The organism is Ruegeria pomeroyi DSS-3 (assembly GCF_000011965.2).
Classification (GTDB): Bacteria; Pseudomonadota; Alphaproteobacteria; order Rhodobacterales; family Rhodobacteraceae; genus Ruegeria_B; species Ruegeria_B pomeroyi.
On sequence record NC_003911.12, the window covers coordinates 3543542 to 3558577 of the forward strand.

Consider the following 15036-nt stretch of genomic DNA (forward strand, 5'->3'; position numbering starts at 1 on the left):
CAAAGACGCAAGCAGGGAAGCCCGCAGATGAGAGATGACCGTCAGAGCCCGTTTCGTGACGCCCATACCGACCGCTCGACGGCCAGCCATGTGCCCGATACGCCGCAGACGCGCTCGCCCGCCTACAAGCTGGCCTTTGCCGACGAGGATTTCCTGTGTCGGGACGAACTGCGCCCGGTGAGGCTGCAACTGGAACTGCTCAAGCCCGAGATGATGATGGCCGAGCGCGGCATCACCTCGACCGTGGTGATGTTCGGCGGGGCGCGGATCCCGGAACCGGCGCAGAAGCACACCGCACGCACCCAGACCCTGGCGGACCTGTCGGAATATTACGACGAGGCGCGCGAGTTTGCCCGGCTGATCACCGAGAAGTCGAAAGAAACGGGATGCAAGGAGATGGTGATCGTCACCGGCGGTGGCCCCGGCGTGATGGAGGCGGGCAATCGCGGCGCCAAGGACGCGGGTGGCTGTTCTATCGGGCTGAATATCGTGTTGCCGCATGAACAGGCGCCAAACCTGTTCGTGACGCCCGAGCTCAGCTTCAACTTTCACTATTTCGCGATCCGCAAGATGCATTTCCTGATGCGCGCACGGGCGATCACCATCTTCCCGGGCGGCTTCGGCACGCTGGACGAGCTGTTTGAATCGCTCACCCTGATCCAGACCGGCCGCATGGAACGGGTGCCCTTCCTGCTGTTCGGGCGCGAATTCTGGGAACGGGTGATCAACTGGCGGGCGCTGGCGGATGCCGGCACCATCTCGGCCGAGGATCTGGACCTGTTCCGCTTTGTCGACACCGCTCAGGAGGCGGTCGAAATTATCGACAACTGGGAGCCCGCGCCGCCCCGCGATGCGATCCCGGGGCGATAAGGCGGTCTGGTCGGATCAGGCGAATTCTGCGGGCAGCACGCCCAGTTCGACGCCCTGCGGCAACCGGGTGACCACCTGCGCGCCCTGCACGTCCTTGATGGCATAGCCATAGCCCATCAGCCGGAATTTCCATTCACGCGCGCTGAGCGCCTTGGCGCGTTCGCGCTGCAGCAGGTCCAGAACCCCCGCCTCGATCATAGTGCCACCGATATCTGCCTGTGCCATTTCTGTCCTCCATGGCTTTGTTGCTGATTTCGAAACTGACTGTTGATCGGGGCGGAAATTCATCGCGAATGAGGAAAATTCGGGGCGCAGGCCGCTTTGTTGGCACGCGGCGGGCGCTGCCCTGTCGCTTGCGGCGCCTCTCCCGGAGTATTTTTGAGCGAAATGAAGACCTGGGCATCTCTTTGCTTTGCCGGTGCGCGCGGCGGTGCTAGATCGCGAAGGAAACGGAGGGCGAGAATGGGCAACGACGGTCACGAGACACCCCGGATGGGTGCCTTTCTGCATCTGCGCGGCGCGGGGCTGGACAAGGGCGAGCCGGTGGCGCTGCCGCTGGTGCAAAGCTCGATGTATCATCTGCCGGGCACGCCCGATGGCAGCAACAGCTATGGCCGGGCCGACAATCCCACCTGGGTGGCGCTGGAACACGCGCTGGAGCATCTCGAAGGGGCATCCTGCCGGGTGTTTCCCTCTGGCATGGGCGCGATTTCGGCCGCCTTGTTCGCCACGTTGCAGGCCGGACAGCGCCTGTTGATCCCGGCGGATGGCTATTACGTCACCCGGCTGCTGGCGGATCGCTATTTGCGGCCTCTGGGTGTGAATGTCGAGGAACGGCCCACCGCCGGCTTTGCCGAGGGCGGGTTTGGTGGCTTCGACGTGGTGTTCCTGGAAACGCCCTCCAATCCGGGGCTGGATCTGATCGACCTTGCCGCCGTCGCGCGTGCGGTACGGGCCGCAGGCGGCATCACCATCTGCGACAACACCACGATGACCCCTTTGGGTCAGCGGCCGCTGGATCTGGGCATCGACATCGTGGTCGCCTCGGATACCAAGGCGATGGGCGGTCATTCCGACCTGCTGCTTGGGCATGTCGCCAGCCGCGATGCCGGGCTGGTGCAGGCGATAGAGGATTGGCGCCGCATCTCGGGCGCGATTCCAGGCCCGCACGAGGCCTGGCTGCTGCATCGCGGGCTGGAGACGCTGGAGGTCCGGTTCGACCGCATGTGCCGAAACGCCGAAGCCCTGGCGCCGCGACTGGCCAGGCATCGGGCGGTGAGCGCCCTGCGCTTTCCCGGCCTGCCGGGCGATCCGGCGCATAACCTGGCGCGGGCACAGATGCAGCGGTTCGGCTTCCTGCTCTCGCTGGATCTGGGCAGCGAGGAGAAGGCGGAACAGTTCATCAATGGCTGCCCCCTGCTGCGCCCTGCGACCTCGTTTGGCGGCGTGCACAGCTCGGCAGAGCGGCGCGCACGCTGGGGTGACGCTGTGACGCCGGGATTTGTGCGCCTGTCGATCGGTTGCGAACCACTCGAGGAGTTGTGGCAGGCCCTGCGCGAGGCGCTGGACGCGCTCTGAGATCAGGCCTTGGGCGCGCGCAGGCTCTTGAACACATAGCGCGGCAGCAGGATGCCGGCGGCCAGCGCGCCGAGCCAGACCAGCAGTGTTGCGGCCAGCAGATTCGAGATGCCCCCAACCACCAGGCCCGAGGTCACCAGCTCGGTCACCAGAAGGCCGACGAAGATCACCACCAGCGCGATACCGCCCTGAAGCGCGGGCAGGTTGCGCTGGCTCAACCGGCGGATCAGCGGTTCGGCCAGGGCCTGAATCAGGCTAAAGACAATGACCACGACGATCAGCGACAGCGGCGCGATCGAGAACCCGTCAAGCAGCAGAGCGGCCAGCAGCAGGCCAATGGCATTGCCGGCCAGAAGCGCGGCGATCGAAAGCAGACGGCGGGACATGGCACACCTCTTGGACCGGTTCGCCCGAGAGTACCTCATCAACCCGGGAAAATCATCACGGAAGTCAGAGGCCGCGACCTCAGAGGCCGGTCTCGGCCTCGATCTGCTTTTTCGACTTGCGCGCCCGCTCGGTGGCCGATTTCAGCTGCCCACAGGCGGCCATGATGTCGTCGCCGCGCGTCTTGCGGATCGGCGCGGCATAGCCTGCCTGATAGATGATGTTGGCAAATGCCCGGATGCGGTTGTTGGATGATCGCTTGTAGGGCGCGCCGGGCCATTCGTTGAACGGGATCAGGTTGATCTTGGCCGGGATCTTGTAGCGCCGGATATGGTCGAGCAGGCGATGGGCATCCGCGTCGCTGTCATTCACCCCGTCCAGCATCACATATTCAAAGGTGATGCGTTCGGAATTCGACACCTTGGGATAAGCGGCCAGCGCCGAGAGCAGCTCCTCGATGTTCCAGCGCTTGTTGATGGGCACCAGCACATCGCGCACCTCGTCGGTGGTGGCGTGGAAGGAGATCGCCAGCAGGCAGCCGATTTCTTCGGCGGTGCGCGCGATTTCAGGCACCACGCCGCTGGTGGACAGGGTGATGCGGCGTCGCGACAGCTGGATGCCCTCGGGGTCCATCGCGATTTTCATCGCGTCGCGCACATTGTCGAAATTGTAGAGCGGTTCGCCCATGCCCATCAGTACGATATTACTCAGCAGGCGGGTTTCGTCCTTGGGGGCGCCCGGCACCGGCCATTCGCCCAGATCGTCGCGCGCCATCATCACCTGGCCCACGATCTCGGCGGCGGTCAGGTTGCGCACCAGTTTCTGGGTGCCGGTATGGCAGAAGGAGCACGTGAGCGTGCAGCCGACCTGCGAGGAAATGCACAGCGTGCCGCGATCCTCTTCGGGGATATAGACCACCTCGACCTCGTGCCCGCCGGCGATGCGGACCAGGTATTTGCGGGTGCCGTCCTCGGACACCAGGCGGGTGATCACCTCGGGGATCTCGATGGTGAAATGCTCGGCCAGTTGCGCGCGATAGGCCTTGGCCAGGTTGGTCATCGCCTCGAAATCGCGCACGCCCCACTGATAGATCCACTGCCAGATCTGGCCCACCCGCATCTTGGCCTGTTTCTCGGGCGTGCCATGGTCGATCAGCACCTCGCGCATCCGGTCGCGAGTCAGCCCGACCAGATTGATCCGGCCTTCGGGCAGCTTGCGGGGGATGGTCACGACATCCTGGGTGATCGGCGCTTTGACGGACATGGGGCACTCGGCGGCTGAAGGGATCTGGGGCGATGGATGCGCCTCTATATAGGAAAGCGCGCGAAGATCAAAAGATTTCGCGCCCTGTTTGACCGGGTATGCGTTTGATTGGCTTGCGCGGCGGCGCCACTCCCCCCGGGAGTATCTCCGGCGAAATGAGGAGCGGGCGTTACTGCGCCATCGCCATCAGTTCGTCGATCCGGGCGCGGCCCAGTTCGATCTGGCAGGAGGTGATCGCAATGCCGGTGCCAGAGCCGCCACCAAAGCCCGCGCCAACCGCTTCGCAATGGGCAGCGCGATAGGCGGTCCATGCCGATTGCGCGGAGTCGAGCGCGGGCAGAGCCATCTTGCGCCCGGTAACCTCGTCCAACTCAGCCGCCGAGCCGCGGGCGATCTCCAGCGCAATGGCCAACGCGCCTTCGACCCGCGCGCTCATCTCGGAGACACAGGCGCCGGTTTCGACCTGGCTGGCAGCATCGGAGCATTCCAGGGCGGGATCAGCAGCCGTCAGAACAGGCGCCAGAGCAAGGGCAACTGCGTATCGAAGCACTCTCATATCGCGATCCTTCTGAAAGGGCCGGCGACGGGAGGTTACCCGCCGCAGCGTTTTTCAGCATCCTCGACCGCGGCGGTGAAGCCCAGCAGCGAGAACGTATCCTTGGTCTGGGTGCCACGCGCCGAACGGGCGGTCAGCACCGCGTCGGTGCCGCGTTTCAACACGGCTACAATCTTGGCATCGTCAGCAGCGGTTGCCGGCCAGGCCCATTCACCCTCGGTGATCAGCTCGAACTCGGTCCCGCCCACGTTGAGATTGACCGTCGAGCCGGGCGCGAAAGGATAGCCGCCGGTAAAGGTGACCTGCCCCTTGACCCCGGCCTTGGGCCGGAAGAACACCATCAGCAGGATATCGCTGCGGCGCACCGACACGACGCTGCCACCGCGGGTGTTCACGGTTTCCTTGGGCGCCGAAACGCTCCAGCATTCGGTTGGGTTGTCCTCGACGAACACGCTCCAGTCGGTCTTGGACGCGACACGGTTGGTGCTTTCGCTCTGCTGCGCGGATACGCTGGTGGTGGCGGCCGTTGCGGCCAGACACAGGCCCGCAATCGCGCGGACAAGTTTCGATCCCATCTGTTCAGCCCTCCAGCTGACCTTTACCTCAATTCCATCACAGGATGCATTCGCGGAGTTTTGCCGATCCGTCTGGCTTGCGCATCCTGTCGATTGCCGACATAGACACATTAACGCAGGTTTCGCCACGGACGAAAGGGCGATTGGCGAGAATTCGCGCAGATTTCTTGGGGAGGACAGGATGACGCGACCGGTACCGATGGCCGAACTCTGGCGCGGTGCGCTGCTTGAAAGCGTACATATGGGGCATGCGGTGGTCTGCGACAGTAGCGGCCAGGTGGTACGCAGCTGGGGCGACCCGGGGCTGGTGATGTATCCGCGCTCGTCCTCGAAGATGATCCAGGCGCTGCCGCTGCTGTCGTCGGGCGCTGCTGCCAAATACGGCCTGGGCACCGAGCAGATGGCGCTGGCCTGCGCCTCGCATAACGGGGCGGCGATCCATACGCACCGGGTGAACGACTGGTTGGAGCAACTGGGTCTGGACGATCACGATCTGCGCTGCGGCCCGCAGGATCCCGACGACCGGCCCGAGCATGAGCGGCTGATCCGCGCCTTTGAAAGCCCGTGCCAGGTGCATAACAACTGCTCCGGCAAACATGCCGGCTTTCTGACACTGGGTCGGCATCTGGAGGCGGGGGCCGAGTATCACGAGATCGACCACCCGGTGCAACAGGCCGCTCTGGCCGCCTTCGAAGAGGTCACCGGCGAGGCCAGCGCCGGCTATGGCATCGACGGCTGTTCCGCCCCCAACTTCGCCACCAGCCTGACCGGGCTGGCGCGCGCCATGGCCTGGTTCGCCTCGGCCCGGGACCGGTCCGACCGGCAAAGCCAGGCAGCGGCGCAACTGACCGAGGCGATGATGAAGCATCCCGAACTGGTCGCGGGCGAAGGCCGCGCCTGCACCGAGTTGATGCGGGCCATGAACGGGCGCGCGGCAATCAAGACCGGGGCCGAGGCGGTGTTCGTCGCCATCCTGCCCGAGCAGCGTCTGGGCGTGGCGCTGAAGATCGTCGATGGCGCCACAAGGGCCAGCGAGTGCGCGATCGCGGCCATACTGGTCGGTCTCGGCGTGCTGGATCCGGCCGATCCGGCCACCCGCAAGCGGCTGGATGCGCCCATTCTGAACCGTCGCGGCATCGACTGCGGCAGAATCCGCGCCACAGCCGAGATGCGGTTCTGACGCCGATCACATCTCGATGATCTCGGCCACCTCGACGGTGCCGTTGCCCGTCTCGACCATCGGGCAGCCCTTGGCCATATTGATGGCGGCGTCGAAATCAGTCGCGCGCACGACGGTGTAGCCCGAAAGCGGGTTGGCGCCGCCATCATCGGCCACGCCTGCGGCGCTGACCGTCTTGGACGGGCCAACCGGATTGCCGGGATTGACCACTGCATCGCCCATGGTGCCGAACCAGGCCTGCCAGGCGGCCATGACCTCGGCCCCTTCCTCGGGCGTTTCCGGCGTCTTGCCGCCGTGATAGGCAAAGATGAACATAGGCATGTCGCAGTCCTTTCCTTTGGTTTTGAAACGTCGGTATCAGGCGAGTTCCGCCGCAAGCTTGCGCAGCGACGAGGTCCAGCCCTCTTCATGGCGCAGGCTCATCTCGTCATCGCCCAATTCGCGATGGTCCAGGATCAGCCGCGCACCCTTGGCGCAGGGTTCTACGATGAACATCACATGGCTTTCGGCCCCGCGCCGGTCGTCATCGTCATGCCAGCCCCAGGTGAAGCCCACCGATTGCGGCGGCTTCACATGGGTGACCTGGCCCGAAACCTTGTAGCGCTGACCTTCGCCATTCACCATGACCGAGAACCACGGCCCCAGCCGGGTGAAATCGAGGTCATGCTGATCGGCGGGCACATGCAGGCCCTCGGGGCCCCACCATTGCAGCAGTTTCGCGCCATCGCTGACCCAGGCAAACAGGGCCTCGGGCGCGACGGCGAATTCACGTTCCAGTCTCAGGTCGGCCATGTCTTGTCACTTTCGATGGCGGCGGCCAGCCGATCCAGACTGCCCTCCCAGAAGATGCGTTTCGAGATCGTCCAGTCGGCAATCGCGCGCAGCCCTTCGGGCGCCACGGAATAAAGCCGCTGGGTGCCGTTGATGCGCTGGTGAACCAACCCGGCCTGGCGCAACAGCTTCAGATGCCGCGACACGGCGGCACCCGACATGCCCTTGCCCTCGACCAGGTCACCGGCGGGCAATTCGCCCTCGGCCATCAGTTGCTCGACGATGGCGAAACGGGTCGGGTCGGACAAAGCCGAAAAGGCGGCCAGAAGTTGGGTCATGGCCGCATTGTTTAACATTTACGTTAATAAATCAAGGGGCAGATCAGCCGGTGACGAAATCCGCGCGCGCATAGCCCTGAACAAAGAGCAGCGCCGTCAGGTCGCCGTGATTGATGCGCACCTCACATTGTGCCGCGACCGAAGGTTTGGCGTGCAGGGCAACGCCGGTGCCGGCGCGGCCCAGCATGCCCAGATCATTGGCACCGTCGCCGACCGCGATCACATCCTGCTCGGACAGGCCCAGACGGGCCGTGATCTGCTCCAGCGCATCGACCTTGGCCTGGCGGCCAAGGATCGGGCGGGCCACATCGCCGGTCAGCTTGCCATCAGCCGCCAGCAGCGTATTGGCGCGGTTCTCGTCAAAGCCCAGTTGCGCGGCCACCTGCGCCGTAAAGGCGGTGAACCCGCCCGAGACCAGCGCCGCATAGCCCCCATTGGCACGCATGGTCGCCACCAACGCCTGCCCGCCCGGCATCAGGGTGATGCGCGTGTCGAGCACATGGCCGATCACCGCCTCGTCCAGCCCGCGCAACAACCCCACGCGCTCGAGCAGCGCACCCTCGAAATCCAGCTCGCCATTCATGGCGCGGGCAGTGATATCCTTGACCCGGTCGCCGACGCCGGCCTCGTCGGCCAGTTCGTCGATGCACTCCTGCTGGATCATGGTGCTGTCCATATCCGCCAGCAGCATCCGCTTTTTGCGGCCCTCGGCGGGTTGCACCACCAGATCGACCCCCAGCGCCTGTAGATCGTCCCAGACCTGCCAGCGGTTGTCGGGCAGGGTCGCAAGCGAGAATTCCGCCGCCTCGTCCGGGCTGAGCCAAACCGCATCGCCGCCGCCCCAGGCATTGCGCAGCGATTCGACCAGCGCCGGGTCGAGACGGGCAATGGCGGGATTGGTCAACAGCGTGGCGACATACATGGGGCATCTCCTTTGGGTCGAAACCGCCATATCGCAGGCGCGAAATCTCCGCCAGCCCCAGCCGAATCTGCACCCCGCGCCTCAGATCGGACCCCACTCGTCGCGCGACCTCACATTAACCCACTGTAAAGAATTGGATATCTCGCCTCGCCCTGAATGCCGCCTCAGGGCGCCCTGCCCTGAGGCGTGATTTCCTTACTGCGAAACGCAAGTTTCCGATCGTAGTCACAAAGGTCGCAATCAAATGCCAAAGCGGCGATTTTCGACATCTATTTCGCTTGCGTGCCGCAATGCGGCGGACTAGCTCTGTCGGCGGGACACCCCTCCCCAACGAGGGGCGCTTATCTGGAAGGATAGCATTCATGGCTATTGCACAAACGGCATCGCGCGATGACGCGCGTAAACCACTGACGCGGCCGGCCAATCCGCGGTTTTCTTCTGGCCCCTGTGCCAAACCCCCCGTCTTCGATGTTTCCAAGCTCGCCGATGCCGCGTTGGGCCGCTCGCATCGTGCCGCCATCGGCAAGGACAAGCTGAAGGCCGCCATCGAAGGCACACGCGAGATTCTGGGCATCCCCGCCGACTATCGCATCGGCATCGTTCCCGCCTCGGATACCGGCGCGGTGGAAATGGCGCTGTGGTCGCTGCTGGGTGCCCGCAAGGTCGAGATGCTGGCCTGGGAAAGTTTTGGCGCCGGCTGGGTCACCGATGTGGTGAAGCAGCTGAAACTGGACGCCGAGGTCAAGACCGCCGACTACGGCCAGATCGTCGATCTCGCCTCGGTGGATTTCGACAATGACGTCGTGTTCACCTGGAACGGCACCACCTCGGGCGTGCGCGTGCCGAATGGCGACTGGATCGCCACCGATCGACAGGGCCTGACCATCTGCGACGCCACCAGCGCCGCCTTTGCCATGGATCTGCCCTGGGACAAGCTGGATGTGACCACGTTCAGCTGGCAAAAGGTTCTGGGCGGCGAGGCCGCACATGGCATGATCGTGCTGAGCCCGCGCGCGGTGGAACGGCTGGAGAGCTATACTCCCGCCTGGCCGCTGCCCAAGATTTTCCGCATGACCAAGGGCGGCAAGCTGATCGAGGGCATCTTCAAGGGCGAAACAATCAACACCCCCTCGATGCTGGCGGTCGAGGATTACCTGCTGGCGCTCGACTGGGCGCGTTCGGTGGGTGGCCTGAACGGTCTGATCGCGCGGGCCGATGCCAACGCGCAGGCAATCTTCGATTTCTGCGACACCCATGACTGGGTCGCCAACCTGGCCGAGGATGCGGCCACGCGGTCCAATACCAGCGTCTGCCTGAAATTCACCGATGCGCGCATCCAGGATGGCGCGGGCTTTGCCAAGGCGGTTGCCAAACGGCTGGAGGCCGAGGGCGTGGCGCTGGATATCGGCGCCTATCGCGACGCGCCCGCCGGGCTGCGCATCTGGTGTGGCGGTACGGTCGAAACCTCGGATGTGGCGGCGCTGCTGCCCTGGCTCGCCTGGGCCTATCAGGCCGAGATCGACGCACAATCCCAAGCCGCCTAACGCTCTTCCGCCCTTGCGGGCGTCCTCGCGAAGAGGGCCCGCAAGGGACCGATAAGCGCCCCATTCCCCTGCAAAGGACCAGCAGATATGGCCCCCAAAGTACTCATTTCCGACAAGCTCTCCGACGCCGCCGTCCAGATCTTCCGCGATCGCGGCATCGACGTCGACTTCCAGCCCGACCTGGGCAAGGACAAGGACAAACTGGCCGAGGTCATCGGCCAGTATGACGGCCTTGCCATCCGCTCGGCCACCAAGGTGACCGAGAAGATCCTGGAGAACGCCACCAACCTCAAGGTGATCGGCCGCGCCGGTATCGGCACCGACAACGTGGACAAGGACGCCGCCTCGAAAAAGGGCGTGATCGTCATGAACACGCCCTTCGGCAACATGATCACCACCGCCGAACATGCCATCGCCATGATGTTCGCCGTTGCCCGTCAGATCCCCGAGGCCAGCGCCTCGACCCATGCGGGCAAGTGGGAAAAGTCCAAGTTCATGGGCGTCGAACTGACCAACAAGACCCTGGGCGTGATCGGTGCCGGCAATATCGGCGGCATCGTCTGCGACCGTGCCCGCGGCCTAAAGATGAAGGTCATCGCCTATGACCCCTTCCTGGGCGAGGAGAAGGCCAACAAGATGGGCGTTGAAAAGGTCGAACTGGACGACCTGCTGAAACGCGCCGATTTCATCACCCTGCACGTGCCGCTGACCGATCAGACCCGCAACATCCTGGGCCGCGAGAACCTGGCCAAGACCAAGAAAGGCGTGCGTATCATCAACTGCGCCCGCGGCGGTCTGGTGGACGAGGAAGCGCTGGCCGAGATGCTGCAATCGGGCCACGTGGCGGGCGCCGCCTTTGACGTGTTCAGCGTCGAACCGGCCAAGGAGAACCCGCTGTTCGGCCTGCCCAACGTGGTCTGCACCCCGCATCTGGGCGCTGCCACGACCGAGGCGCAGGAAAACGTCGCCCTGCAGGTGGCCGAGCAGATGTCGAACTATCTGCTGACCGGCGCCGTCGAAAACGCGCTCAACATGCCCAGCGTCACCGCCGAAGAGGCCAAGGTGATGGGCCCTTGGATCGCGCTGGCCGGCCATCTGGGCAGTTTCGTCGGTCAGATGACCGACGAGCCGATCAAGGCCATCAACATCCTCTATGACGGGACCGCCTCGACCATGAACCTGGCTGCGCTGAACTGTGCCACAGTCGCCGGCATCATGAAAAAGGCAAACCCCGAGGTGAACATGGTCTCTGCCCCTGTTGTAGCCAAAGAGCGGGGCATCCAGATCTCGACCACCAATCAGGACAAATCCGGCGCCTTCGACGGCTATGTCAAGGTCACCGTGGTCACGGCCAAGCGCGAACGTTCGGTCGCGGGCACCGTGTTCAGCGACGGCAAGCCGCGGTTCATCCAGATCAAGGGCATCAATGTTGATGCCGAGATCGGCGCGCATATGCTCTATACCACCAACGAGGACGTGCCGGGCATCATCGGCACGCTGGGTCAGACCATGGGCGAGAACGGCGTCAACATCGCCAACTTCACCCTTGGCCGGGCCGCTGCCGGCGGTGAGGCAATCGCGCTTTTGTACGTGGACGAGCCGGTCCCGGCCGAGGCGCGCGCGAAACTGGCCGAAACCGGCCTGTTCAACCAGATCAAACCGCTGGAATTCGACGTCGCCTGACCGGCGCCCTAACGGATGGAAACGCCGCCCCGCAAGGGCGGCGTTTTTCCTTTCAGGCTGTCGCCGTGACCCGCCCGGGAACCTTCAGGACGATCCAGCCAAACAATAGCATCGACCCCAGCATGATGACCGAGCCCAGCTTGGCCAACAGCTCTGTCTTGCCCTGGATCGCCAGCGCCACGCCGGGCGCCAGCAACACCACCGCCACCACGACCAGACCGAAATGCAGCCGGGCCAGCGGGTTCGCCGCCGCGCTTGGCACCAGATGATAATAAAAGGCAAAGATCGAGCAACTGACCCAGCCCAGCAGGTTCAGATGCCCATGCGCCGGCGACAGGGTGTGATCCTGACTTGCCGACATCTGGATCCCCCAGACCATGCCGCACAGCCCCGCCACAATCGCCACCAGAAAAAACGCACGCGCCACTCCGTTCATGTCTCTTTCCTCTCCCTGTTCGTGACCGTTTCGCCACCTGAGGCAAGTGTGAGGATTTCATCAAAATATGTGAAATCGATAGATATTATGATATCTATCTGTTTGATGAATTTCAGAACCTTCGACCTGAACCTGCTCCGTGTTCTCGATGCGCTGCTGAGCACCCGGTCCACCACACGGGCGGGCCAGCAGCTCGGCATGTCGCAACCGGCGGTCTCTGCAGCCCTCTCGCGCCTGCGCCATGCGCTGGGCGATCCGCTCTTCATCCGGCAGGGGCGGCAACTGGTTCCCACCGATTACGCCGGTGGACTGCACGCGCCGCTGCGCGATCTACTGGGACAAACCGAAGCCCTTTTGGCCGGGCAACCCGATTTCGACCCCGGCGCCGCGACCGACAGCCTTACCCTGTCGGGCAGCGATTTCTATGCCGAGCTGCTGATGCCCCGGCTGGCCCGTCACCTGTCGCACGTGGCACCCGGCATGCGGGTGCAGCTGGTCGATCTGGTGCCGGATAACTACGTGCAATCGGTCGGCCAGTCGGCGGTCGACATGGCGATCCTGCCCGCAACCCCCACCCCTGACTGGGTCGAAGAGCGGCGGCTGCATAGCTCTCATTTCCTCGCCGTTGCCCGCGCCGACCATCCCGAGATCGCCTCCGCCGCTATAGCACCGGGCGCGGTCCTGCCGCTCGATCTCTTCTGCAGCCTCCAGCACGCGCTGTTCTCGCCCGAGGGCAAGCTGCACGGGTTGGGCGATGCCGCCCTGGCCCGCATCGGTCGCGCGCGGCAGGTCACCATGACACTACCGGTGTTTTCCGGCGTGCTGAACGCGGTCTCGCAAAGCGACCTCATCGCCCTCATCCCGCATCAGCTGGCCGAAAGCGTGGCACCGCGCCTCGGCCTGTCGCTCTATCATCCGCCGATCCCGGTTGGCCCGGTCGAGATCATGATGGTCTGGCACAAACGCGCCAGCACCGCGCCCGCGCATCGCTGGCTGCGTGACCAGATTGCCATGCTGATGGCTGAGCTCGACACACCCCCTTCCATCGGGTGTGGGGTTGCGGCAGAACCGGGCCAGCACACAGCGGAGCAGGCGTCATGAGCACCCCCATCTACGCGGTCGGCGATATTCACGGCCAGGCCGAGCAGCTCGAGACAGCTCTTGCCCGGATCGAGGCCGATGGCGGCCCCGATGCCCGCGTCGTATTTCTGGGCGATTATACCGACCGGGGGCCAGACAGCCGCGCGGTGCTGGACCGGCTGATTGCGGGACAGGCGCAGGGGCGCGACTGGATCACGCTCAAGGGCAATCACGACCGCATGTTCGAAATGTTCCTGCGCGACCATCCAGCTCAGGATGACCGGCTGCTGGTCGGCTATCACTGGCTGCATGAGCAGCTTGGCGGGGTTGAAACCCTGGCCTCATATGGCGTCCCGGTGCCTGAGGGTGCCCGCACCTATCAGGTTCATGCCCAGGCGCGGGCGGCGGTGCCTGCCGAGCACCGCAAGTTTCTGGCCGGATTGTCCAACTATCACCAGGAGGGCGCGCTGCTCTTCGTTCATGCCGGTATCCGCCCCGGCCTTCCGCTTGAACGTCAGGTCGAGAATGATCTGATCTGGATTCGCCATGAATTCCTGGACGACCCGCGCCCGCATCCCTGGCTGGTGGTCCATGGCCACACGCCGGACAAACAGGCCGCGCATTACGGCAACCGCATCAATCTCGACGCAGGCGCCGGCTATGGCCGCCCGCTCGCCGCAGCCGTGTTCGAGGGGGACCGGTGCTGGCAACTGACCGGAACCGGCCGCCAGCCGCTCACCCCTCGGGCCTGATCCCCGTCTTCTTCTGTTCCAAAATACCTCGGGGGAGTCGCGCCTGCGCGACGGGGGCAGCGCCCCCAGCCGTCAGGTCCAGTCCAGCACCACCTTGCCGCTGAGGCCCGATTTCATCGCCGCAAACCCTTCGCGGAACTCATCGACGCCAAAACGATGGGTGATCACCCGGCTCACATCCAGCCCGTTCTGCAACATGGCGATCATCTTGTACCAGGTCTCGAACATCTCGCGGCCATAGACACCCTTGATGGTGATCGCCTTGAACACGATGCGCGACCAGTCCACCGGCGACTTGCCCGGCGGAATACCCAGCAACGCGATCTTGCCGCCCATCACCAGCGCCTCGACCATCTGGTCGAGCGCCGCTTGCGAGCCCGACATTTCCAGCCCGACATCGAACCCCTGTTTCAGGCCAAGCTCGTGGACCACGTCGCCCAGATCCTCGCGCGTGACATCGACGGTCCGCGCCCTGGGCACCACGTGCTGCGCCAGTTTCAGCCGGTCGGCGTTGATATCGGTGATCACCACATGGCGGGCGCCGGCATGTTTGGCCACCGCCGCCGCCATGATGCCGATCGGCCCGGCACCGGTGATCAGCACATCCTCGCCCAAGAGGTCGAAACTCAGCGCGGTGTGCACCGCATTGCCCAGCGGGTCGAGGATGGCGCCGATCTCGTCCGGGATATCCTCGGGCAGCGGCACCACGTTGAAGGCGGGCAGTCGCAGATATTGCGCAAAGGCCCCCTGCACGTTGACACCGATCCCGCGCGTGCCCGGGTCCAGGTGGAACTTGCCTGCCCGGCTCTGCCGGCTTTCGGTGCCGATCAGATGCCCCTCGCCCGAGACCCGCTGACCGATGCTGAGGCCGGTGACATCACGGCCCAGCTCGACGATCTCGCCCGCAAATTCATGGCCGGTGATCATCGGCACCGGCACCGTGTGCGCGGCCCATTCGTCCCAGTTCCAGATATGGATATCGGTGCCGCAAATGCCGGTCTTCTTGATCTTGATCAGCACATCGTCAGGGCCGATCTCGGGCACCGGTGCCTGCACCATCCACAACCCTTCCTCAGGCTTGGATTTCTCCAGCGCTTTCATCGT

General features: G+C 64.4%; 18 protein-coding genes. 7 read left to right on the forward strand and 11 right to left on the reverse strand.

The annotated features are described in order from the left end of the window. Positions 1 to 27 precede the first annotated feature (27 nt). Complete coding sequence (locus SPO_RS16930) at positions 28 to 870, forward strand: LOG family protein (RefSeq protein ID WP_044028724.1); 843 nt, start codon at positions 28 to 30, stop codon at positions 868 to 870. A 15-nt stretch (positions 871 to 885) separates the two neighbouring features. Here the strand turns inward: SPO_RS16930 and SPO_RS16935 are convergent, their stop codons facing one another. Next, a complete protein-coding gene (locus SPO_RS16935; protein ID WP_044028726.1) occupies positions 886 to 1095 on the reverse strand; it encodes a hypothetical protein in 210 nt (69 codons plus the stop codon). Positions 1096 to 1332: 237 nt separating this feature from the next. Here SPO_RS16935 and SPO_RS16940 point away from each other — a divergent pair, with 237 nt between their 5' ends. After that, a complete protein-coding gene (locus SPO_RS16940; RefSeq protein ID WP_011049027.1) occupies positions 1333 to 2448 on the forward strand; it encodes a cystathionine gamma-lyase in 1116 nt (371 codons plus the stop codon). A gap of 2 nt (positions 2449 to 2450) precedes the next feature. On the opposite strand, the gene SPO_RS16945 is transcribed toward SPO_RS16940, so the two are convergent. From SPO_RS16945 to SPO_RS16960, 4 genes are all read right to left on the reverse strand, one after another. Further along, on the reverse strand, positions 2451 to 2834 hold the full coding sequence (locus SPO_RS16945; RefSeq protein ID WP_044028728.1) for a phage holin family protein: 384 nt from the start codon (positions 2832 to 2834) through the stop codon (positions 2451 to 2453). A gap of 79 nt (positions 2835 to 2913) precedes the next feature. Continuing rightward, a complete protein-coding gene (rlmN, locus tag SPO_RS16950) occupies positions 2914 to 4095 on the reverse strand; it encodes a 23S rRNA (adenine(2503)-C(2))-methyltransferase RlmN (protein ID WP_011049029.1) in 1182 nt (393 codons plus the stop codon). 169 nt (positions 4096 to 4264) lie between these two features. Continuing rightward, positions 4265 to 4651 carry a lysozyme inhibitor LprI family protein gene (locus tag SPO_RS16955; protein ID WP_011049030.1) on the reverse strand — a complete coding sequence of 129 codons (387 nt, stop codon included), beginning with the start codon at positions 4649 to 4651 and terminating at the stop codon, positions 4265 to 4267. Between the two features lie 35 nt (positions 4652 to 4686). After that, positions 4687 to 5226 carry an invasion associated locus B family protein gene (locus SPO_RS16960; RefSeq protein ID WP_011049031.1) on the reverse strand — a complete coding sequence of 180 codons (540 nt, stop codon included), beginning with the start codon at positions 5224 to 5226 and terminating at the stop codon, positions 4687 to 4689. 181 nt (positions 5227 to 5407) lie between these two features. Here SPO_RS16960 and SPO_RS16965 point away from each other — a divergent pair, with 181 nt between their 5' ends. Further along, complete coding sequence (locus tag SPO_RS16965; protein WP_011049032.1) at positions 5408 to 6406, forward strand: asparaginase; 999 nt, start codon at positions 5408 to 5410, stop codon at positions 6404 to 6406. Between the two features lie 6 nt (positions 6407 to 6412). Here SPO_RS16965 and SPO_RS16970 read toward each other — a convergent pair whose 3' ends face one another. The 4 genes from SPO_RS16970 to serB are packed head-to-tail and all read right to left on the reverse strand — an operon-like array spanning position 6413 to position 8437. Beyond that, positions 6413 to 6727 carry a YciI family protein gene (locus SPO_RS16970; protein WP_011049033.1) on the reverse strand — a complete coding sequence of 105 codons (315 nt, stop codon included), beginning with the start codon at positions 6725 to 6727 and terminating at the stop codon, positions 6413 to 6415. Between the two features lie 36 nt (positions 6728 to 6763). Beyond that, positions 6764 to 7198, reverse strand: a complete 435-nt coding sequence (locus tag SPO_RS16975; RefSeq protein ID WP_011049034.1) for an SRPBCC family protein — start codon at positions 7196 to 7198, stop codon at positions 6764 to 6766. After that, the gene (locus SPO_RS16980) at positions 7186 to 7515 is read right to left on the reverse strand and encodes an ArsR/SmtB family transcription factor (RefSeq protein WP_044028730.1); all 330 of its coding nucleotides are present in this window, start codon (positions 7513 to 7515) and stop codon (positions 7186 to 7188) included. Before SPO_RS16980 ends, SPO_RS16975 begins: the two co-directional genes overlap by 13 nt. 43 nt (positions 7516 to 7558) lie before the next feature. Beyond that, positions 7559 to 8437, reverse strand: a complete 879-nt coding sequence (gene serB, locus SPO_RS16985; RefSeq protein ID WP_044028732.1) for a phosphoserine phosphatase SerB — start codon at positions 8435 to 8437, stop codon at positions 7559 to 7561. A 362-nt stretch (positions 8438 to 8799) separates the two neighbouring features. Here serB and SPO_RS16990 point away from each other — a divergent pair, with 362 nt between their 5' ends. Together SPO_RS16990 and serA are read left to right on the forward strand one after the other, a co-directional pair. After that, positions 8800 to 9981 carry a phosphoserine transaminase gene (locus SPO_RS16990; protein ID WP_011049037.1) on the forward strand — a complete coding sequence of 394 codons (1182 nt, stop codon included), beginning with the start codon at positions 8800 to 8802 and terminating at the stop codon, positions 9979 to 9981. Positions 9982 to 10068: 87 nt separating this feature from the next. Then, positions 10069 to 11664, forward strand: a complete 1596-nt coding sequence (gene serA, locus SPO_RS16995; RefSeq protein WP_011049038.1) for a phosphoglycerate dehydrogenase — start codon at positions 10069 to 10071, stop codon at positions 11662 to 11664. A 52-nt stretch (positions 11665 to 11716) separates the two neighbouring features. Here serA and SPO_RS17000 read toward each other — a convergent pair whose 3' ends face one another. After that, complete coding sequence (locus tag SPO_RS17000; protein WP_011049039.1) at positions 11717 to 12100, reverse strand: hypothetical protein; 384 nt, start codon at positions 12098 to 12100, stop codon at positions 11717 to 11719. Between the two features lie 105 nt (positions 12101 to 12205). Here SPO_RS17000 and SPO_RS17005 point away from each other — a divergent pair, with 105 nt between their 5' ends. Together SPO_RS17005 and SPO_RS17010 are read left to right on the forward strand one after the other, a co-directional pair. Then, positions 12206 to 13201 carry a LysR family transcriptional regulator gene (locus SPO_RS17005; RefSeq protein ID WP_011049040.1) on the forward strand — a complete coding sequence of 332 codons (996 nt, stop codon included), beginning with the start codon at positions 12206 to 12208 and terminating at the stop codon, positions 13199 to 13201. After that, on the forward strand, positions 13198 to 13932 hold the full coding sequence (locus tag SPO_RS17010) for a metallophosphoesterase family protein (protein WP_011049041.1): 735 nt from the start codon (positions 13198 to 13200) through the stop codon (positions 13930 to 13932). The genes SPO_RS17005 and SPO_RS17010 overlap by 4 nt, the downstream gene beginning before the upstream one ends. Positions 13933 to 14004: 72 nt before the next feature. Here SPO_RS17010 and tdh read toward each other — a convergent pair whose 3' ends face one another. Beyond that, a complete protein-coding gene (gene tdh, locus SPO_RS17015; RefSeq protein WP_044029362.1) occupies positions 14005 to 15033 on the reverse strand; it encodes an L-threonine 3-dehydrogenase in 1029 nt (342 codons plus the stop codon). Positions 15034 to 15036 lie beyond the last annotated feature (3 nt).